General features: G+C 34.7%; 12 protein-coding genes. 11 read left to right on the forward strand and 1 reads right to left on the reverse strand.

What is annotated here, in order from left to right:
• The coding region (locus tag FUA24_RS08350) for a hypothetical protein (RefSeq protein ID WP_148541280.1) at positions 1–982 on the reverse strand (982 nt) is incomplete at its 3' end.
• Between the two features lie 139 nt (positions 983–1,121).
• Between FUA24_RS08350 and uxaC the strand changes: the two genes are divergently transcribed.
• The 11 genes from uxaC (at position 1,122) to FUA24_RS08405 (ending at position 22,939) form a co-directional block, all read left to right on the forward strand.
• A complete protein-coding gene (gene uxaC / locus FUA24_RS08355) occupies positions 1,122–2,525 on the forward strand; it encodes a glucuronate isomerase (RefSeq protein WP_148541282.1) in 1,404 nt (467 codons plus the stop codon).
• Positions 2,526–2,532: 7 nt separating this feature from the next.
• Complete coding sequence (locus FUA24_RS08360) at positions 2,533–5,361, forward strand: glycoside hydrolase family 2 protein (RefSeq protein ID WP_148541284.1); 2,829 nt, start codon at positions 2,533–2,535, stop codon at positions 5,359–5,361.
• Positions 5,362–5,489: 128 nt separating this feature from the next.
• On the forward strand, positions 5,490–8,318 hold the full coding sequence (locus FUA24_RS08365) for a glycoside hydrolase family 2 protein (RefSeq protein ID WP_148541286.1): 2,829 nt from the start codon (positions 5,490–5,492) through the stop codon (positions 8,316–8,318).
• 41 nt (positions 8,319–8,359) lie between these two features.
• Positions 8,360–10,180, forward strand: a complete 1,821-nt coding sequence (locus FUA24_RS08370) for a sulfatase-like hydrolase/transferase (protein WP_246146998.1) — start codon at positions 8,360–8,362, stop codon at positions 10,178–10,180.
• A 7-nt stretch (positions 10,181–10,187) separates the two neighbouring features.
• A complete protein-coding gene (locus FUA24_RS08375) occupies positions 10,188–13,313 on the forward strand; it encodes a right-handed parallel beta-helix repeat-containing protein (protein WP_148541291.1) in 3,126 nt (1,041 codons plus the stop codon).
• A 28-nt stretch (positions 13,314–13,341) separates the two neighbouring features.
• Positions 13,342–14,667, forward strand: coding sequence for a glycoside hydrolase family 117 protein (locus FUA24_RS08380; protein ID WP_148541293.1), 1,326 nt, complete (start codon positions 13,342–13,344; stop codon positions 14,665–14,667).
• A gap of 122 nt (positions 14,668–14,789) precedes the next feature.
• A complete protein-coding gene (locus FUA24_RS08385) occupies positions 14,790–16,325 on the forward strand; it encodes an alpha-L-fucosidase (RefSeq protein WP_148541295.1) in 1,536 nt (511 codons plus the stop codon).
• Between the two features lie 131 nt (positions 16,326–16,456).
• Complete coding sequence (locus FUA24_RS08390) at positions 16,457–17,065, forward strand: hypothetical protein (RefSeq protein WP_148541297.1); 609 nt, start codon at positions 16,457–16,459, stop codon at positions 17,063–17,065.
• 114 nt (positions 17,066–17,179) lie between these two features.
• The gene (locus FUA24_RS08395; protein ID WP_148541299.1) at positions 17,180–18,049 is read left to right on the forward strand and encodes a family 16 glycosylhydrolase; all 870 of its coding nucleotides are present in this window, start codon (positions 17,180–17,182) and stop codon (positions 18,047–18,049) included.
• A 369-nt stretch (positions 18,050–18,418) separates the two neighbouring features.
• A complete protein-coding gene (locus tag FUA24_RS08400) occupies positions 18,419–20,659 on the forward strand; it encodes a polysaccharide lyase 6 family protein (RefSeq protein WP_246146999.1) in 2,241 nt (746 codons plus the stop codon).
• A gap of 12 nt (positions 20,660–20,671) precedes the next feature.
• Positions 20,672–22,939: an alginate lyase family protein gene (locus FUA24_RS08405; protein ID WP_148541303.1), complete on the forward strand. Its 2,268-nt coding sequence runs from the start codon at positions 20,672–20,674 to the stop codon at positions 22,937–22,939.
• Positions 22,940–22,941 lie beyond the last annotated feature (2 nt).

The following is a 22,941-nucleotide window of genomic DNA, read 5'->3' on the forward strand; positions in this document are numbered from 1 at the left end:
CATGCTGAGAGAAAAATACAAAATGTTCTGTATTACCGCTTGGATACTTAGAAACTACAGCATATTCATGAGAAACATTAGAGGTGTTTAAATTATAAATACTGTCTTTATATTTTGGATGATCATGTAATTTTAATGTGGTATTAGAGATTTCAAAATAAGGATTAGCTTCATTAAAGAAGTACAAGAATTGATTATCGTTCTTACTTGGTCCAACGTAAATTGCATTACCTTCTTTTATCTCCGAAGCCGATGTTTGTGTTGAAAATCTAATAGAAAACGTCTTATTATAATCTTGAAAAAACGATTGCAATTTTTGAGAAGATAATGCTGCCATTCTTGTAGAGTAGGAGTAGTTGGCAGGTCTTATACTATCTCTTAAATTTGGGTTTTTATCAATAAAATTGTAAAAATCGTTGGAGCTATTAATTGAAAAATCTCTGGTCCAGCCATTGTTTTTGGTAATAGTTTTCCCTGTAACTCCAAAATGATCACCAATGTAAAGATGTGTTCCTGAGTCTTGCGATAAAAAGGGTTTCCACATCTTGGGTTTAGATTCAGGGATACTTAGCTTAATTGAAATTATAACAAATACCAATAAAAGCGCATAAGGCATAAGTGTTGACCAATTAAGCGTTTTTAATATAGATTTACTTCGTTCAATTTTGTGAAAACTTACTTGATACTGTCCTTTATCTATATGTAAACGCCAAATATCATCAGCGCCCTCAGTATCATAAAACTGAGTGATTTTTTTTCTCAGATTATGCACGTTTACGCGTACTCTTGGATTACTTCTATCTCCTGCATTTTTACTTTTAAAAAACTCAATATCAATGACGCTTTCCTTGAGGTGAATACTTTTTTCGGTAGCATTGTATAAGTATTGTAAAAGCGCAATACTTGTTGGTGCATTTTTAAACGTTTTACTTTCGGTAATACGTTTTACAATATTATCTTTTTGATATTCAGTTATTTTCATTCTATTGATGAATGTGTTTTACAAACAACTTTAACGGTTATAGCTACCGTTAAAGCTGCGTTAAAGTTAATAAAACAAAGCCTTGTAATTACATTTGAATAAGTGTTTTTTAATTCAAAAAAAGAATTACATATTTAAGATGAAAGCTTTTTTAGACGATAACTTTATTTTGGAAACAGAAACCGCCTGTGAACTGTTTCATGGTTCTGCATCCGGAATGCCTATTATAGATTATCATTGTCATTTAATTCCAAAACAGATTGCCGAGAATAAGAATTTTAAGAACTTGACTGAACTTTGGTTATATGGTGACCACTATAAATGGAGAGCTATGAGGACAAATGGTGTTCCTGAGAAGTATTGTACAGGAGAAGCAAGTGATTGGGAAAAATTCGAAAAATGGGCACAAACGGTACCATATACACTTCGCAATCCCTTGTATCATTGGACACATATGGAGTTAAAGCTCTATTTTGGGTATGATGGTATTTTAAATGGAGATACAGCCAAGGAAGTTTGGGATTTAGCTAATGAGAAATTGCAAACTGAAGCGTATCGCCCTCAAGGATTGTTACAAATGATGAATGTAGAAGTAGTTTGTACAACAGATGATCCCACAGATTCGTTAGAATATCATATTCAAATTGCTGAGAGTGATTGTAAAATAAAAGTGTTTCCTACCTGGCGACCGGATAAAGCTATGGCTGTTGAAGACGTTGAATCTTTTAATGATTATATGGTAAAGCTTTCTGAGGTTTCAGGCATATATGTGAATTCCTTTGATGATTTAATAAGCGCTTTAAAGAACCGTCATGACTTTTTTGCCCAAGTAGGATGCAAATTGTCAGACCACGGTATAGAAGAGTTTTATGCAGAAGATTATACAGCCGCAGAAATTAGAACCATCTTCTTTAAAGTAAGATCGGGGATTGAATTAACTCATACAGAGATTTTAAAGTTTAAATCTGCCATGATGTATGAATTTGGTATAATGGATCATGAAAAAGGATGGGTGCAACAGTTTCACTATGGAGCAATTAGAAATAATAATACCAGATTATTAACAGAATTAGGACCAGATACAGGGTTCGATTCAATCCATGATGTAAATAGTGCCTCTACCATGTCTAAGTTTTTAAATGTCTTGGATACTGAAGATAAATTGGCCAAAACAATAATCTACAATTTAAATCCAGCTCATAATGATGTGGTGGCAACCATGATAGGGAATTTCCAAGATGGGAGCGCTCCTGGTAAAATGCAGTTTGGTTCTGGCTGGTGGTTTTTAGATCAAAAAACAGGAATGGAAAATCAAATGAATGCCCTTTCTAATATGGGCTTACTAAGTAGATTCGTTGGTATGCTAACAGACTCACGTTGTATTATTTCCTATTCCCGTCATGAATATTTTAGACGTATTTTATGTAACTTACTAGGTAATGATGTTGAGAATGGCCTTATTAATAAAGATATGGCTTTATTGGATAAAATGGTTAAGGATATCTGCTATTACAACGCCAAAGATTATTTTAAATTTAATTAAGACACATATGAGGATTTCAAAACTTATTCTGCTAACTCTTATAGTTTTATCGCATCAGTTAATTGAAGCCCAAAAAGAAACGGAGGTAGTATATCTGTCCGGAACGGATAAGGATAACTTAGTAGAATGGGATTTCTTCTGTTCGGAAGGAAGAAATAGTGGAAAATGGACGAAAATTGGTGTGCCTTCATGCTGGGAGCAAAAGGGGTTTGGAACATACAACTACGGTTCGGGTATGGGAATTGTGGATATGGCCTCAGAACATGGATTGTATAAGTATAAGTTTAATGTACCAAAAACTTGGAAAAACAAAAACGTAAGAATCGTTTTTGAAGGCGTAATGACTGATGCGCAGGTGAAGATTAACGCTAAACTAGCTGGACCAATCCATCAAGGAGCGTTCTATGAATTTAAATACGATATTACCAAGCTCTTAAAATTTGGAACGGAGAATGTTTTAGAAGTCAAAGTAAACAAAATGTCTGCTAATGAATCTATAAATCATGCAGAAAGAGGTGCCGATTTTTGGGTGTTTGGAGGTATTTATCGTCCGGTGTATTTAAGTGTTTCTCCCAAAGATAACATAAACAGAATAGCCGTTGATGCTAGGGCAGATGGACAAATTACCACCGATGTATTTATAGAATCTAAAAAAGCTAATACGGTTTCCCTAAGTCTTTTCGATTTAAGAGGAAACAAAGTTCAAGATATCAAGGTTAATGTTAAAAAAGAACAAGAGAAATGGCGTGTAAGTGGAAAAGCAGATGGTATAAAAACTTGGAATCCAGAGTTTCCAAATTTGTATAAGCTTCAGATTTCTTTATTGGATAAAAATGAAAACATTCTACATAAAGTTGAAGAACGTATAGGTTTTAGAACGGTTGAAGTTTTAAAAGGCGATGGAATTTATGTTAATGGTGAAAGAATAAAATTTAAAGGGGTTAACAGGCATGCATTTCATCCGGCTTCAGGAAGAACAACCTCCAAAAAGATTAGTATTGAACACGTTCAACTAATGAAAGATATGAATATGAATGCTGTGCGGATGTCACATTATCCGCCCGATGTTCATTTTTTAGATGTTTGCGACTCACTCGGGCTATTCGTTCTGGATGAAATTTGTACATGGCATAACCCAATGCTAGACACAAAAGTGGCAAGAAAGATTGTAAAAGAAACAGTAGTAAGAGATGTTAACCATCCCTCTATACTCATGTGGGGAAATGGAAACGAACAGGGGTGGAACCCAGAAGTTGATAATGACTTTACTAAATGGGATATTCAAAAGCGAGAAGTAATTCATCCATGGAGCATCTATAAAAAAACCAATACGATTCATTATAGTCACTACCACTCATTGGTGAATGATTCTTATTCTAGGGAAAAAATATTATTTCCAACCGAATTTCTTCATGGTGTTTATGATGGCGGACATGGGGCTGGACTTGAAGATTATTGGTTAAGAATGTGGAATTTACCACTAAGTGCAGGTGGTTTTCTTTGGGATTTTGCTGATGAAGGCGTTGAAAGAACCGATAGAAATAATGAAATTGATTTACAGGGAAATAAGGCCAATGATGGTATAGTTGGCCCATATTTAGAAAAGGAAGCAAGTTACTTTGCCATTAAAGAAATATGGTCGCCAATTTATTTAGAAGATAGATTTATAAACGAAGATTTTAACGGCATTTTCAGAATCGAAAATCGTTACCATTATACCAATTTAGATCAAATTACCATGACTTCTAAATGGATTACGTTTGAAGGACCAGAAGGCAATACTTCTCAAAAAGTGCTTTCTGAATATAAAGTGGATTTACCTAGTTTAAATCCCGGAGGAAAAGGAAAGTTTTACGTTCAAAAACCATCTCATTGGAAATCGGCAGATGCCTTACATTTAATTGCTGTTGATGCCTACGGAAGAGAAATTTTCACTTGGTCTTATCCTGTCTCTTCCCCAAGTAAAGTTAGCGAACCTTTGGTTTTATACTCAGGAGGAGGTACTATCAAAACTACCACTGAAGACCAGAAAATTACAATTAAAGCTAGTGATTTAACTTATCAATTTTCTCAAGAAACAGGTTTACTTTTAGAGGTAAAAAAAGGCAATCAAATTATTCCTTTAAACAATGGGCCTATCATTTTAAATCAGAAAGCAAAAATTGAAGATATTAAGATAAGCTCACTTGATGATAAGATTGAAATACTTACCATTTTTGAGAAAACAAATAAATCCCCAGGCTGGTCTACTGTAAAGGAATACGCGTCAGACATTATTAAATGGACTGTGCATTCCAATGGCCTCCTAGATTTAAGAGTTGAATTTAAAGGCTATAGAAACTTAAAAGGCTACAGAGGTATTACTTTTTCCTTTCCCGAAAATGAAGTTGCTGGTATGAAATGGTTAGGAGATGGGCCATACCGTGTTTGGAGAAATAGAATGAAAGGCACACGTTTTCAAGTTTGGGAAAACGATTATAACAATACGGTAACAGGAGAAGTTGGCAAAGATCAATTTGTTTACCCCGAATTTAAAGGTTTCTTTTCAAGTTTATACTGGTCTAAGGTAAAAGGAAATCATGATAACGGGTTTACTGTATATTGCAGGACTCCACACACCTATTTTAGAATGTTAACACCCCAAGAACCAAAACAAAATAAAAAGGGAAAAACACACCCTAAATTTCCTGAAGGAGATATCTCTTTTGTTATGAATGTTCCAGGTATTGGTACTAAATTTCAAAAGCCTGAAAGCATGGGGCCACAGGGAAATTCAGAACATTATTTTGGAAATGATGATGAACCAATTGTTATGGATTTAACTTTTGAGTTTTAACACAACTACATTTTTGTTGTGTCGTGCTGAATTAACTTCAGCATCTCATGTATTTAGGATATGATTATTAGACCCCGAAACAAGTTCAGGGAGACTGTTAAATTTTTTTTATGACAACTAAACCGCCAATGAGACTATTTAAAACATTACTTTGCTTTTCCCTGTTGTTCTTGGGAATTAACATAGTTGCAAATGCCCAAAATCAAACCCAAATAAAATACCTTTCCGGAACCGATAAAGACAACATGGTAGCATGGGATTTCTACTGTTCTAATGGTATGCAAAGCGGCAAATGGACCAAAATTGGAGTGCCTTCATGCTGGGAATTACAAGGTTTTGGGAATTATAACTACGGACGAGATTATAAAATACCTAAAGCTTATCATGACGAGCATGGCTTATATAAATTCAAGTTTAATGTCCCTACAGATTGGAAAGACAGACAAATAAAAATAGTGTTTGAAGGCGTAATGACCGATGCCGAAGTAAAAATTAACGGAAAATCTGCTGGAGCAAAACATCAAGGCGCCTTTTATGAATTTAAATACAACATAACCAAGTTATTAAAATTTGGAACGGAGAATCTGCTAGAGGTTAAGGTAAACAAAATGTCTAGCAATGCATCGATAAATTCTGCAGAACGCAATACAGATTTCTGGATTTTCGGAGGAATTTACCGCCCTGTTTATTTAGAAATTTTACCTAAAGAACATATTGAACGTGTGGCCATTGATGCTAAAGCCAATGGCGCCATAACAGCCGAAGTTTTTACTAGTTCTAAAAAAGTGGCGAAGGCGCAAATTGAGCTTCAAGATTTAAACGGAAATAAAGTTCAGGAGTTAAATACAGCGAATTATATAGAAGAAGAGAAATTGATTCTAAGCGCTAAAGCTGAAAATATAAAGACTTGGAATGCTGAAAAGCCAAATTTATACCAACTGAAAATAGACGTATTAGATAAAAAAGGAAAAACATTACATACTATTACCAAACGAGTAGGGTTTAGAACAATAGAAGTCAGAGAAAGTGATGGGATTTACGTAAATGGCAATAAAATTAAATTTAAAGGCGTCAACAGACATAGTTTTCATCCAGAATCTGGCCGTACAACATCAAAAGCATTGAGTATTGAACATGTAAAGATGATGAAGGATATGAACATGAATGCAGTAAGAATGTCGCATTACCCACCCGATGTACACTTCTTAGATGTTTGCGATTCCTTAGGACTATTCGTTTTAGATGAACTTTGTACATGGCATACACCTTATCTTGATACAGATGTCGGGAAGAAACTAATAAAAGAACTTGTTGTACGCGATGTTAATCACCCATCCATCTTAATTTGGGATAACGGAAACGAAACAGGGTGGAACCTAGAATTGGATGATGAATTTGCAAAATGGGACATTCAGAAGCGTGAGGTTATTCACCCTTGGAATTCATTTAAAAAGATGAATACCATGCATTATCCAGATTATTACAAGTTTGCTTTTGATGCTCCGGTAAAAGATAAAATCTACTTTCCAACCGAGTTTTTACACGGCTTGTATGATGGCGGACACGGCTCGGGATTAGATGACTATTGGAAACAAATATGGCACATGCCATTAGCCGCAGGTGGGTTTTTATGGGTTTTTGCAGACGAAGGTGTGGTAAGAACAGATAAGCATAGAAGTATTGATGTCGATGGCAACCATGCTCCAGACGGTATTGTTGGTCCGTATGGTGAAAAAGAAGGAAGCTATTTTACGATTAAAGAAGTATGGTCACCTATTTACATAGCAGATCGTTATATCAGAGAAGATTTTTCTGGTGAGTTTCAAGTTGAAAACCGGTATCATTTTACCAATTTAAACGAGTGTAAGATGATTGCAAAATGGGTAAGCTTTAATGGACCCAACGGAACAGTAGATAGTAAGGTGTTATCAGAAAACCAAGTAAAATTACCAGATCTATCACCAGGAGCTAAAGGGAGTTTCAGTGTATATAAACCTGAGAATTGGCAAGCAGCAGATGCTTTGTTTTTAACAGCTACTGATATTCACGGAATGGAAATTTTTACATGGTCTTACCCTGTTAAAACTGCTAAACAAATTAACAGTACTAATATCAGTTTTACCAATACAAGTGATATAAAGGTTTTAAAATCGGAAGACGCTATAACAGTAAATGTCGATGACAAGGAATTTAGATTTTCGCAAAGAACAGGTTTGTTAAAAGCGGTAATTAAGAATGGAATTAAGATTCCCTTAAAGGATGGTCCGGTGTTCTTGGGAAACAAAACAGATTTGGAAAATGTAGTGGTAAATACCCTTGAAAATAAAGTAGAGATTATTGGATTGTATAAGAAAAGAAAAAAATACTACGATTGGAAAGAGAACAATGAAATGACTCAAGATTTCTTTAAATGGACCGTGCATTCTAATGGTCTACTTGATTTAAATGTTGAATTAAGAAATCAAAAAATAGTAGAAGGTTATATGGGAATAACATTTTCTTTTCCAGAAGAAGATGTTAAGGGAATGAAGTGGTTAGGTGATGGCCCCTATCGTGTATGGCGTAACCGTATGAAGGGAACAAGATTTCAGGTTTGGGAGAATGATTATAACAACACTGTAACTGGAGAATCAGGTTGGGTGTATCCAGAGTTTAAAGGTTTCTTTTCTAGTTTAAATTGGATGAGGTTGTATAGTAAAAGTAGTAATGGTTTTACCGTGTATTGTCATTCCGATTTAATATTTTTAAGAATGCTTACGCCTGATCAACCAGCCGAACCTAAGCGAGGTGCAACAGTGAGTAATTTCCCAAAAGGAGATATTTCGTTTGTAAAAAACATACCAGCTATGGGAACTAAATTTATGCCAGCAAGTTCATCTGGGCCTCAAGGTAGTGTAAAGCATTATTTCGGAAATGTGGATGAACCAATAGAAATAAATTTAACATTCGAATTTTAAAATATAATTAAGAAACCAACATGACATTAAACTATCTAAGATTGCCATTATGCCTAATTTTTATTGGAATATCGGCATTTGCTCAAAAGGAAAAAATTGCGCAACAACCAAATATACTTTTTGTACTTACCGATGATCAGAGGTATGACTCAGTAAAAACATTTAATATGGCAATAGATGGTCAAGAGATGAGCAAGCTTGGTTATATTGAATCTCCAGAAGTAGACAAGTTAGCAGCTCAAGGCACCACGTTTATAAATACCTATTGTCAAGCAACAGGTTGCGCCCCTTCAAGAGCTACCATGCATCAAGGGAGATATCCCTTTAGATCTGGGGTGTATGAATTTGAATGGCATAATAATGCCGCAAAACACATGAAACCTTCATTGCCAGAACAATTGGCAACCTTAGGATATCAAACATTTCATGTGGGTAAATTGGGATATCGCCTAAAAGGGCTTACACCAGACGGAAAAACTAAAAAACATAATGTATACCAAACCGATATAGACTTTAGAAGATTAGGATACGAGGGTTTAACTGATTATTCCTATGGCGGATTTAAAAAAATTGATGGTAAACCTTTAAATTCATATGTTAACAATATTGGGTTTTTTGTTACTCCTGATGGCAAGTTTGAATATGTTTCCCAAGATTTAGTGGCACAGCGAAGTGAGTATAAAAATGTTGCTGCAGAAGTAACTAAGAAATACGATTTGTTAAGACATTATAAGAAAGGTCAAAAAGAATCCATTTACAAAGGCATGATCATTTCTGGAGTAAGTCCGCAACCTGCAGGAAAAACTAGAGATGGGTATTATGCACATTTTTTAAATGAGTACTTAGTTAATGAAAACAAACAGTTTAACGCTGGCTCTATGAAATTTCAAGGTGTAGATCCTTCAAAACCAGTATTTGCGCATGTTGGTTTTGATTTTCCGCATACACCAGTTCTTCCTCCTGCAGATTATAGGGAACGTTTTCAAAAGCATACTTATAAGATACCTGAGTTTAATAAGAAAGAATTGGCTACAATGTCTCAGCAAATGAAAAGGATAACCGGTAATAAACCATCCTACCATTTTACAGAAGAGGAACAACAAAAAATGATTCAGGATTACTATGCATTTTGTGCTTATGGCGATCGCCTTGTAGGTAAAACAGCAAAAGACTTTGTTGCTTACAGTGAAAAACATAACCGTCCTTGGATGATAATTTACGTTTGTGGAGATCATGGTTGGAAGCTTAATGAACATGGTGCAATTTCCAAATTTACCCCTTGGGATTGGGATAGTCACAATCCAATTATCGTAGTGTCTTCAGATAAAAAGAAATTTCCAGCAGGGAAAATTGTAACTGAGTTTACAGAGTTTGTAGATATAGCTCCAACAGCTTTGAGCGCTGCAGGAGTTAACCTTAATGATACAAAATTTGACTATCTAGATGGCTTAGATTTGGCAGAAGTAGTTTCAAAAGAAGCACCAATTAGAGATTACATTGTTGGAGAATCACATGCTGTTACAGGGGCTAGAGCATATATAAGAACTAAAGATTATGTGCTGTCCTTAAAAACCAGACCAACACGTAAAGAAGGAGAAAACATGACTTGGGCTTTAACAGCTTCTTGGGAAGATTTAGATCCAGCATTATATGACTTTAAGAAAGACCCAGCCGAAGTTAATAACGTAGCTTTTGATAAAAAATACAAAACAATAGCAAAAGCGATGAAAGACAAGTTGTTAAATATTGTTTTAGGTGATAATCGTGTAGAAGTTAATTGGGAAAAATGGGGAACAGGAACAAAAACCTATCACAGTAATTTTGCCCCAGGCGCTCATGATTACAAGTTAAAAATTAAGTAGTCTTGTAATGAAAAAAGGCATCCTAGTAGGTTTATTATTCTTGGCTACTTTAAGTATGACAGCTAAGGAATATCATGTAGATTGTTCCAATCCATCTCTTGGTAATGGAAGTATTAATAACCCCTTTAAGACTATTGCCCAAGCGGTTAAAGTCATGAAAAAAGGCGATATATGTTACATTCATGAAGGCATTTATAGAGAGACTATAATTACAGAAAGATCGGGCACTTCTAATAAACCCATAACATTTACAAGATATAAAAATGACAAGGTAATTATTTCGGCCACAGAGTCGGTTTCGGGATGGGTGCCTTATAAGGGTAATGTATACAAAACATCAGGAGTAAACATGCCATTGGGCTATGCTAATAATGTTTATTTGAATGATGAAAAAATGCAGATTGCGCGTTGGCCTAATGATACCGATAATAATGAGTATTCCTTAGATGCCAAATATATAGATATGACTAAAGGCACATGGTCCATGTCGTATATAAGTAATAACGAGATTCCAAAATTGGATTGGACAGGAGGTATTATCCATTATTTGGGAGCACATAGCGGATGCAGTTGGGAGCGCACAATTACGGACTACAACAGAGATGAGAATAGAATTTATTTTGAAACCTTGCCAGATAAATGGCCCTTTGGAAAAACACATAGTCCTAAACGTTTTGAAAACGGACACAGAGGTATATTCTACTTAATGAATACGTTAGAAGCTTTAGATGCACCACGCGAGTGGTTTTACAATACAGATAAAAAAGAATTGTATTTCTATGCGCCTAACGGTAAAAAACCAACAAAAAACACAGTTGAAGTAGCTGTTAGAAGTCATACATTAAAGATTGATTCAGATTTTATCCATGTAAAAGGGCTGAATTTCTTTGGAGGAATGATCGCAATAAGCGGGAATAACAACCAATTTTCTAACTGTATGGTAAAACATGGGGCAGAACGTTTAATTACTAATTTAAATGGTGCCGCTGTAAATGATGCTGCTATTCGGGTAGAAGGACAGTACAACCGTATTCAAAAATGCGTGTTGGAAAATGGAACGGTTAACGGAATTAACCTAAAACGAGAAGCTAGTAACAATCTTGTGGAAAATAACATTGTACAATATTTCAATACTATTGGCATTCATGCACACCTAATTAATAGTCAAGGAACAGCAAATAAAATTATTAAAAATTCGCTTTATGGTTCCGCAAGAGATGGCGTAAAAGTTACAGGAGATAATAGTGAGTTTGCCTTTAATCATGTTCAAAAATGTTTAATTTCGGGTGCAGATGGTGGTCTGTTTTATGTTACAGGAAGAAGTGTACCTCGTAATATAGAGTTACATCATAATTGGTTTCATGATGCCTATGCAGATACCCACGCTGGTAAGAAAGCAACAGGTATTTATTTAGATAATAATGCAGCAGGCTATATTGTGCACCACAATGTAGTTTGGGATGTAGAATGGGCTGGTTTACATTTTAATTGGAATGCTATAAAAAATGAAATCTATAACAATACATTTTGGAATGTAGGTATACCAACAGAAGCTTTAGTGAGTTGCTGGGTTCCGGAAAGAAATGGGAAACAGACCAATGTAAAAGATAATATTTTATATAACAATATCTCTGATGAAAGGCCTTGGTGCGATTCTGGAAATGGTAAAGTTTATAGAGTAGATGATAAAGAGTTTTTTGGTCCAGAATCAGACAATGATTTTAAGAATAATGCACAATTTCCTAAAACGCCATTTGTTTCACTTCAAAACAAAAATTTCGCACCTCGCAATGATTCACCAATTATTGATAAGGGTATTATTGTTAAAGGAATAAACGATAATTTTAAAGGGGAAGCTCCAGATTTAGGAGCATATGAATATGGAGGCGAATATTGGGTGCCCGGAGTAGATTGGACACCCGAAGGTTTTGCTTGGAAGCCCGGTTCAGATTATTTAGGAACAGGTAGTCTTACTGTTAGTAATTCGGTGTCATTTCCTAATGTAAGTGAACCAATTCAAATTACAAATAACGATAAAGAGCATCTTTTTGCGAGTTATTATGGAATAAATTCATTTAGCCAAAATCAAAAATATGTTACGGTATTAGAAACCGATGTAAAGAATCGTATTCCAACAGAAGAGGACCCTGCAATCTTGGGATTGGTAAATCTAGAGACACATAAGTTTGAGCCAATTGCAACAACAAAAGCCTGGAACTTTCAACAAGGTTGTATGGCACACTGGTTAGGAACTTCTCCCGATTCGTTAATTATTTACAACGATTTACGACAAGATAAATTAGTTTCGGTCATATTAAATGTTCATACTAAAAAAGAGATAAAAGTTTTAGACAGACCAGTAAGCGCCGTATCTCCAGATGGCAAAAAAGCAATAAGCCTTAATTTCTCCAGATTGAGTATTACCAGAAAAGCTTATGGCTATGGAGGTAATGGCCAAGACCCTCAAGAAAATGTTCAGTTACCCAAAAATGATGGTTTGTTTCTAATGGATTTAAGTTCAGGTAAGTCTAAGTTAATTGTACCTATAGACAAAGTTAAAGAAATCATTCATGAGTTTACTCCAGAAGATTTGGTGTACTTTAATCATACACTAATCAGTAGAGATGGAACTAAGGTGTTTTGGCTAGCAAGAACATTACCATCATGGAAAACCACAGCGCTAACGGCTAACATAAATGGAACAGATATTAAACGATGTTTTCCAGACGATTGGGGTGGTTCTCATTTCGATTGGCTTAATGGTAAAGAGCTCATGGTAACCACCAAATACAATACAGAACAGCATGCACATGTTTTATTTACAGCAGGGCAAAATGATTACAAAAGACTAGGTAAAGGATTGCTAGATTATGACGGTCACGGTACATTCTCACCAAATGCTAAATGGATGGTTACAGATACCTATCCTTCAAAAAACCGAGAACAAAAGATTTACCTCATGGATATGAGAACCGAGGCTGTTTTACCTATTGGAAGATTTCAACAACCAAAAGAATATACAGGTGGTTGGCGCTGTGATATACATTGTCGTTGGAGTCCTAAAGGAGATATAATTGGTTTCAATTCTACTCATAATGGGAGCAGACAAGTATATATTTTAAAACTAGATTAAAATAACACCAAATAAACAAGAAAGATTAATGAAAAAAACAATACTGCTAATAGCAATTTGCGTGGTATTATGTTCGTGTAAGGGTGAAGTGCAAGAAGAAAAACCGGGACAAGAGACCGAAGTACAAACTAATAATGAGGAATTTCCATTTCTTGTACCAGCCGAAAAACCAGAACGTCCATTAAGTGCGGCGGTTAAGCGAAATTATGAAGCCTATGAGAATTTGCGCCCAGAACAAACGGAATTATATTCGCAATTTAGATATACCAAACTAAAGGGGTTTGATTATAATGAAGGTGATGGAACTATAACCAGAAGAGACCCGTCAAAAGTGATTTATGAGAATGGTAAGTACTATGTTTGGTATACTGGTAGAAAATCGCCTGTTAAACCTGTAGGAATGTCTAGAGCTAAGGAGGCAACAGATGTTATTCCATCATCCGATTGGGACTTAGCTGATATTTGGTATGCCACTTCAGAAGATGGTTTTACTTGGGAAGAACAAGGAATTGCTGTACCTAGACCTCCAAAACCACAACCAGGGTGGCGTTCTGTAACCACTACAGATATTTTAAAGTTTAAGGGAAAATATTACTTGTATTTTCAAGCCTTTATGGAAGCCAGTGGGCTAAGAGGAGATTTCTGCCCAGTCTCTGTGGCTTATGCCGATTCACCAGACGGACCATGGACACATACCGGGAAAGTGGTGTTACCTAATGGACCAGAAGGTTCTTGGGATCAGTATTCAATTCATGATCCTTACCCTTTGGTGCATGATGGGAAAATCTATTTGTATTACAAAGGTGATTTTGATAAGCGACCGGAACTAAAACCATCAAAAATTAGAATGCAAGGGTTAGCCATCGCTGAAGATCCTTTAGGACCTTTTGAAAAACATCCTTTAAATCCAGTTATTAATTCAGGGCATGAAACAACATTGTTTCCTTTTAAAGAAGGTGTCGCTGCCATTGTTCAACGCGATGGGCAAGAACATAATACAATTCAATATGCCAAAGACTGGGTAAATTTTGAAATAGCCTCTATTACCGAGTTACTGCCATTGGCGGCAGGACCATACGTACCTGATGCGTTTACAGATACCAAAGACGGCAGAGGTATTACTTGGGGTATTTCTCATTTTATAAATGCAGGTGGTAATTGGAATCATACGGTACTGACCCGTTTTGATTGTGATTTAAGTCAAGATGTACATGATCCCGAAATGAAGGGGCATTATTACCTTCATAGTCCTGAGTTTCATTATTCACATGGATTAAGTAGTAAACAAAAAAAACGTATTGAAGCGGATAATAAAATGCGTTTAAATCAATTGAGTACATCAAAAGAAAAATAAACTAGGACTATATAAGAGGTTAGACCGAATTAGTACCGTAAATAGATCAAATTATGGACACAAAACGATGTTTTTCACTGTAATTTGATGCTTTAAATAGAACATACAAAAAACACATTCAAATGAAAACAAAGTCTATAGTACAATTAGTTGCTGTGTTATTATGCGCTTTCGGGTGTAATAATGAAGTAACCAATAAAACCAAAGTAGAAGAAAAAGCTACTTTTAAGTACGAACCAAATTGGGAGTCACTATATAAACATGAAGCGGCACCAGAGTGGTTTCAAGATGCTAAACTCGGTATCTACTTTCATTGGGGACCTTATAGTGTACCTGCTTTTGGTAGTGCTTGGTACCCACATAATATGTATAAAGATAAAGGTAGAGTTAGAAGACATCATGAAGAGACCTATGGAGACATTCTTGAGTTTGGATATGAGGATTTTATACCAATGTTTAAAGCTGAAAAATTTGACCCTGAAGATTGGGCAGAGTTGTTTAAAAACACAGGAGCCAAATTTGCTGGGCCAGTGGCACAACATCATGATGGTTTTGCCATGTGGCATAGTGAGGTGAATCCTTGGAACGCTGGAGATATGGGACCTAAAAGAGATATTTTAGGAGACATTTTTAAATCCCTGGAAAAAAGAGATATTAAAACCATTGCAACGTTTCACCATGCAAGAAATGGACAAAGAAATGCTAATAAACCAGATCAATGGAAAAATGGTTACGATAGCCACTACGTTTATCATCCAGATTTACCAACGGCCACTACAGATCCAAAACTACGTAAACTATTTGGTAATTGGGATACCATAGATGAATTCAATCAGTATTGGTTAGATCAGGTTAATGAAGTTGTAGATAAATATAATCCAGATATTTTATGGTATGACTCCTGGCTTAATCTTATTCCAGAAGATAAGCGCATGCAAATGGCAGCACACCATTTTAATAATGGATTAAAACATAATAAAGAGGTTGTTGTGGCTCACAAGCAAGATGACTTGCCTTTGGAGCTTAGTGTTTTAGATTTTGAACAAGGAGGACGAAGAGATGTACACCCAATGCCTTGGTTAACAGATATCACCTTAGGAAAAAGTAGATGGATGTATGTTGAAGGTCATGAGTATAAGACAGCAGATTTAGTTATAAGAAACATGATTGATGTATGGAGTAAAAATGGTATCGTTCTATTAAATGTATCCCCCCGCGCAGATGGTGTTATTAATCAAGAACAACGCGCCATTCTTAAACAAATAGGAGATTGGTTAAAAGTTCATGGCGAAGCGGTTTATGGTACACGCCAGCATACAATTTTTGGTTATGGAACAGCAAGTGCAGGAGATGGACATCATGGTGGACAATCTGCCACAGTAAAATACACGGCAAATGATGTACGTTTCACAGTGGCCAAAGATAAAAAGGCTATGTATGTGTTCTTTTTAGGGAAACCAGAAGCTGGAAAAAGAATCTCATTACGTTCTATTGGTGGGTATCACAGAAATATACCACCTGGACCTATAAAGAACATTACGCTATTAGGTTCTGATGTTGAGGTTAAATGGGAGTTAACCTCTGGAGATTTCTTTTTAACCATGCCAGATAAAGATTTAAATGAATTAGCTACTGTTTTTAAATTTGAGCTAGAATAAAAACTATACATTTAATAAGTAAAACACATATGTTCTTCCAAGAAAATCATTTGTAGTTTATACTATTCTTAGTTATAGATATTTTTGGTTAATAGCAATTAATTATCAAATTGTTATTAACCATTTTTATTATGAGTAAAAGATTAAGTATTGTAGCCTTATTAATAACAATTGCCTTTGGTTATGGGCAGTCGGACGTGAAACCTTTAAAGGTATTAAAAGGAGAACTTATCTTTTCTGATGACTTTGAGAGAGCTCAAATAGGTGATACATGGGAGATTAAAGACAAATTTAATGATGCTTTTCAAATAAAAAATGGCGCTCTATTTGGTAAGGAATTGGTAGATGCTGGTCATGGTTCTGTAGCCAGAGCTCATTTTTCATTTTCAGATGTTGTTATTGAGTTCGATTTTAGGTTTAAAGGTGCAAAACGCTTTAATTTGGTAATGGATGATAGTTTGTGTAAATCGGTTCGGGCAGGACATATCTCAAGAGTATCCTTTTCAAATAATGATTTTAGAGTACAAGATGATAAAACGGGAAGTATGAATTTAAAAGTTCGTGACAAACGCCTAAAATCTCCAGATAAAAAAGAGGAAATAAAGGAATTTTTAAAGACAAAAATGAATGTTAAGAAGTTGCGATTTGAAGAAGGACAATGGTATCATGTTGTCATTACAAAACTTGGTGACATTCTAGAGTGTAAAGTTGGTAGTACTATTGCCCAGATAAAATCTTAAGGTATAGCACATCCTAATCTAAATAAGTTCGGACCAACCATAACTGGAGGTGGAATTCAGTTCGATAATTTTAAAGTTTGGAATATTAAATAGAAATAAACTAAAATAAACAGAATGAAAATCTTAAAACAACTTACTATGTTGGTACTACTATTAGCCGTAGGTAGTATCAATGCGCAAGAATCACCTTATTTTTTAAAAGGACAAGACCCTACAGATGGCGGTAAATGGAAATTGATAAAGAAAATGTCTGATGAATTTAATGGAAAGAAGGTAGATGAAAGTAAATGGCAAATCTCTGGGCAAGGTTGGATCGGTAGAGCTCCGGGGCTATTTCAAGCAGAAAACATTAAGGTTGAAAATGGAAAACTTCAAATTACAACCAAAAAGCTATCAGAGCCAATCATAAAAAATGGTAAGACCTTTACACATGGTGGTGGGTATGTTGGTTCATGGCAGGGAATGACCTACGGATACTATGAGTGTAAAATGAAAGCTAATAAAACATTTATGTCGTCTACATTTTGGTTAATTAATGAAGGTAGAGGACTTAAAGGATGTGACAAAAGAACAACCGAATTAGATATTCAGGAATGCGTTGGTGAAATTGTGAGTGATGCAAAATGGATGATAGATTTTGACCAAAAAATGAATTCAAACACACATAGTAGAAACATACCAGAAGGATGTGATTTTGAAAAAGGATCAAATAAGAGTAGCGGGCAAATAGGAGGAAAAGTATACGATGATTTTCATGTTTATGGTGTTTGGTGGAAAAGCAAAGACGAAGTATTGTTCTTTGTAGATGGTAAATTAGTTAATAAAGTAAAACCACCAGCAGATTACAACATTCCTATGCATTTAAGAATGGTTGTTGAAACTTATAATTGGAATCCGGTACCAGCTGATGGTGGAATGAATTATTCAGAAGAAGATAGAACTACAAGTTATGAATGGGTGCGCTCATGGAAACTTGTTAAATAGATAAAACAGATTATTGATAAAGAAAGGTCGCCTATTTTAGGCGACCTTTTTTATTTGAAAACCTATTGCCAGTCAAGAAATTATAAAATTGTTTGGTTATTAAATAAATAGTTGTATTTTTGGTAAACCAAATTGGTAAACCAGATTGGTTGTCCAATTAAAACATACAATATTGAGTTTATTATAGTCAAGTTAATTGTATTTTGAATAGTTGTTTAGTTGTAAAAGGGGGCCTTTTTTATTAAAGGCTTTCTTTTATTTAAAATTTATTAATTTAATTCTTTTACGGATATGAGGTTTTTGTGTTTATTTCTTTTAGTTGTTTTTTCATGTAATAAGCCTGTCGAAAAAGGTCAGTTGGTTAAGAATATGTCTGAATATACTCAGGCCGTGGCTGAAGCTAAACCAGGAGATGTTATTGTACTTGCTAATGGGGTATGGAATAATACTGAGTTAGTTTTTGAAGGAAAAGGAGAAGAAGGAAATCCCATAACACTCACCGTTGAAGAAAAAGGTAGGGTAATTTTAGAAGGAGAATCTAACCTACAAATAGCTGGAGAATATTTGGTTATTGAAGGCTTGGTATTTAAAAATGGTCATTCACCAACTAAATCGGTTATAGCATTTAGAAAAAACAAAACAGAACTAGCTAATAACTGTAGATTAACAGAATGTGTTATTGATAATTTTAATAAAACAGATAGATACGAACAGGACTATTGGATTGCTGTTTATGGTAAAAACAACAGAATAGATCATAATCATATTTCTGGTAAAAAGAATTTAGGAGTAACTGTAGCTGTTAGATTAGATTCTGAAGCCAGTAGAGAAAACAATCATCAAATAGAGTATAATTATTTTGGCCCTAGACCCACTTTTGGTAATAATGGAGGAGAAACCCTAAGAATTGGTACAAGTCATTATTCGCTTGAAAATTCTAAAACTTTGGTAGCTTCAAATTATTTTGATCGATGTAATGGCGAACATGAAATCATATCTAATAAATCTTGTCAAAATACATTTAAATACAACACTTTTTTTGAATGTACAGGTACTTTAACAATGCGTCATGGAAACGAAACCTTGGTAGATGGAAATGTGTTTTTAGGAAATGGTAAACCTAGTACAGGAGGTATTCGCGTAATTAATGAAAGTCAAACAGTTATAAATAATTATCATTACGGATTAACAGGCTACAGATTTAGAGGGGCATTTGTGATGATGAATGGTGTGCCAAATTCGCCAGCTAACAGATATGTTCAGGTAACCAATTCAGAAGTAAAAAATAATGCCTTTGTAAACTGCGATCATATTCAGCTGTGTGCTGGTAGTGATGAAGAACGCAGTGCAGTTCCAATAAATTCTTCAATTTCAAATAATATTTTCTATCACGATTCTAAAAAAGATTTGTTTACAGTTTATGATGATATAAGTGGTGTTAATTTCTCTGGAAATATTTTAGGTAATAACATGTCAACTACTATTAACCAAGGGTTTGAAACAGCAGATGTTACATTGGAAAAGAATAAATACGGTTTTTTAATGCCTAAATCTGAAATATTAAAGTCAGAAATTAAAATTCATCCAAATATTGCCACCAAAGAAAATACGGGAGTTACATGGTACTCAAAGAAAGAATCATTAGTGGCATTAAACAGTGGTAAAATTATTCAAGTAAAAGCGGAATTGAATAGTTTGTTTGATGCCGTTAATAATTCTAAACCTGGAGATATTTTAGAATTAGAATCTGGTAAAGATTACTTGTTAACTAAAGCTGTAAAAGTAAAGCATCCAATAACCATTAAGTCATCAGGAAAAGACAAAGCAATCATCTTGTTTGAACGTATGAAAGCTTTGGAGATATTAAACGGCGGAAGCCTTTCGCTTGAGAATTTAAAGTTTGATGGCGCAGTATCCCCAGATTATGCAGGTAATACTGTTATAAGTACCAGTAAAACTTCAATGACCGATAATTATAAATTATTCATAGATAATTGTCATTTTCAAGATTTAGACAAAAACCACTCGTTTGATGTTCTTAAAATTTCTAAAGGAACGTTTGCTGATACTATAAGCATTACCAATTCAAAATTTAAGAATATAACTGGTCATATAGCTGCTTTAGATAAAGAAACTGATGATATTGGAGCCTACAGTGTTGAGTATCTTATAATGAAGAATAACATCTTTACCGATATTCAAGGTACAGCCATTCGATTATATAGAGGAGGTAAAGATGAGAGTACATTCGGGCCTTTTTTAGAAGTAGAACATAATGTATTTAATAATATTGGTTACGGTAAAAAGAATAAGTATAAGTCTGCAATATCGCTATATGGGGTTCAAGTAAATGATATTAACAACAACATTTTTTCAAATACAAAGGCATTTAACATGCACCTAGTTGTAGGAGAACCCATTGTAAATGTGCTTAACAATAACTTTTATAATGCCGAAGCTATTTCTGTAACAGGAGATCAAAAGTATAACATAGACAATGTTTGGAAGCTTAATCCGCAGTTAGATGAAAGCAGTTTTATGTTACAAGGAAATTCTCCTCTAAAGAAAAAAGGAACTGACGGATTAGACTTAGGGGTAATCGCTAACTAAATACTATTGCATATGCGTTTTGTTATAAAGCATAGTTTCAAGATTTTACTAGTTACAATTTTTATATGGTCTTGTAAAAACAAACCCGAACAGGGTTCTGAAAATCTACAACAGTCTGGGCATCCAAGTATAATTCTAACTCATGAAGGCGTTAAGGCAATTCGGGATCATTTAGGAGAAATTCCAATTTTCGATACCACATTAAAGGCAACTAAAACTCAAGTGGATATTGAGATAGAAAAAGGTATCGACTTACCCGTTCCTAAAGATTATTCTGGAGGATATACACATGAAACACACAAGAAAAACTTTTTAATCGCACAAAAGGCTGGTGTTTTGTACCAGATTTTAGATGATGAAAAATATGGTAATTATGTAAAAGAGATGTTGTTTGGTTATGCGAAGCTTTATCCAACATTACCAAAACATCCGCAACCAAGAAGTTATGCAAGAGGAAAAATTTTTTGGCAATGCCTAAATGATTCCAATTGGTTGGTATACATGAGTCAAGCCTATGACTGCATTTACAATTTTTTAACTGAAGACGAACGACATACTTTAGAAAAGGATTTGTTTAAGCCTTTTGCTGACTATATCTCTAAAGAAAATCCGCAATTTTTTAATCGTGTTCATAATCACAGTACATGGGGTAATGTAGCAGTTGGAATGATTGCTCTGGTAATGGAAGATGATAGTCTATTGCAACGCGCTTTATATGGACTTAAAGATGTGAAGCTTGCTAAGGATATGAAAGACAATGACGGTGGTTACATCAATCAAAATGGCAAAGTTGGTTTTTTTGCAAATCTTGATGAACCATTCTCACCAGATGGATACTATACCGAAGGTCCTTATTATCAACGTTATGCGTCATATCCATTTTTAATATTTGCTCAAGCGCTTCAAAATAAAAGACCTGAGTTAAAGGTATTCCAATATAAGGATAGCGTACTTCTAAAAAGTGTCTCAGCATTAATTAATTTATCCGATGCCGATGGTGATTTCTTTTTGTTGAATGATGCGCAAAAAGGAATGTCATACCACGCACGATCGCTGGTGTCGGCGGTAGATATAGTCTACCAATTTGGAGGTGAAAACCCAGAGTTGTTAAGCATAGCGGAGGAACAAAACATGGTAACTCTTGATGATGCAGGTCTCTCCGTAGCATTGGCAATTAAAAATGGAAAAACAAAATCGTTTAAAAAGGCATCAATTGAATTATCTGATGGCCCCAAGGGAGATCAAGGCGCAGTTGGAATAATAAGAAGTGGTAATTTAGAGCTTGTTTATAAGTACACCGCTCATGGCTTAAGTCATGGTCATTATGATAAATTGTCGTACTCACTTTTCGATGAAGGTAATGAGGTTATACAAGATTATGGTCTGGCTCGTTTTGTAAACATAGAGCAAAAAGGAGGAGGTAATTATTTAAAAGAAAATAAAACTTGGGCAAAACAAACTATTGCTCATAATACCCTTGTTCAAAATGAAACGTCTCATTTTAAGGGCAAATATGATATGGGTAGTAAACATCACTCTGAAAAATATCTTTTTAGTGCTTCTAAAGCATATGTACAACTTGCTAGTGCTAAAGAAACAAATGCTTATCCTGGAACTGAATTGCATAGAACCATGGTAACTATTAAAGATAGTATTAGTCCACCGTTTGTACTCGATATTATGAGAGTTACTTCAGAAACGGCAAACCAATATGATTTGCCATTGTATTACTTAGGACAAATTATGAAAACAAATTTTGAGTATTCAAAACTGAGTACTCCTCTTGTTTTAGGAAGTAAAAACGGATATCAACATTTATATAAAGAAGCTAGTGCTGTAGCAACTGGGGAAAACATACAATTAAACTGGTTATCTAATAATAGATTCTATACCTATACAGCTGCAACAACAAGTGGCGATGAGGTGATTTTAGGGAGAATAGGAGCAAATGACCCAGAATATAACCTTAGGAATGAACCAACCCTAATTTTAAGGAAAAAGAAAGCAAAAAATGCAGTTTATGTATCTACTATAGAGTCGCATGGAACGTATAGTCCAGTATCTGAATTTGCTGTAAATGCCTATGGAAACATCAAAGTGGTTGAGGTAGTATATAACTCAGAAGACTATACAGCTGTAAAAATTGAGGGTAAAAATGATAAGGAAAGAATTTTTATCATTTCAAACCAAAATAATGCCCAAAACAAAGCACATAAACTTTCCATAAATGGCGTGTCATTTAAATGGAATGGACCATATATATTAACACATGCAAATTAAAA

This window comes from Seonamhaeicola marinus (assembly GCF_008085455.1).

Excerpts from the sequence above, each read along its gene's own strand:
- uxaC (WP_148541282.1), top strand. The coding sequence starts at position 1,122 with ATGAAAGCTTTTTTAGACGATAACTTTATTTTGGAAACAGAAACCGCC.
- FUA24_RS08360 (WP_148541284.1), top strand. The coding sequence starts at position 2,533 with ATGAGGATTTCAAAACTTATTCTGCTAACTCTTATAGTTTTATCGCAT.
- FUA24_RS08365 (WP_148541286.1), top strand. The coding sequence starts at position 5,490 with ATGAGACTATTTAAAACATTACTTTGCTTTTCCCTGTTGTTCTTGGGA.
- FUA24_RS08375 (WP_148541291.1), top strand. The coding sequence starts at position 10,188 with ATGAAAAAAGGCATCCTAGTAGGTTTATTATTCTTGGCTACTTTAAGT.
- FUA24_RS08380 (WP_148541293.1), top strand. The coding sequence starts at position 13,342 with ATGAAAAAAACAATACTGCTAATAGCAATTTGCGTGGTATTATGTTCG.
- FUA24_RS08385 (WP_148541295.1), top strand. The coding sequence starts at position 14,790 with ATGAAAACAAAGTCTATAGTACAATTAGTTGCTGTGTTATTATGCGCT.
- FUA24_RS08390 (WP_148541297.1), top strand. The coding sequence starts at position 16,457 with ATGAGTAAAAGATTAAGTATTGTAGCCTTATTAATAACAATTGCCTTT.
- FUA24_RS08395 (WP_148541299.1), top strand. The coding sequence starts at position 17,180 with ATGAAAATCTTAAAACAACTTACTATGTTGGTACTACTATTAGCCGTA.
- FUA24_RS08400 (WP_246146999.1), top strand. The coding sequence starts at position 18,419 with ATGTCTGAATATACTCAGGCCGTGGCTGAAGCTAAACCAGGAGATGTT.
- FUA24_RS08405 (WP_148541303.1), top strand. The coding sequence starts at position 20,672 with ATGCGTTTTGTTATAAAGCATAGTTTCAAGATTTTACTAGTTACAATT.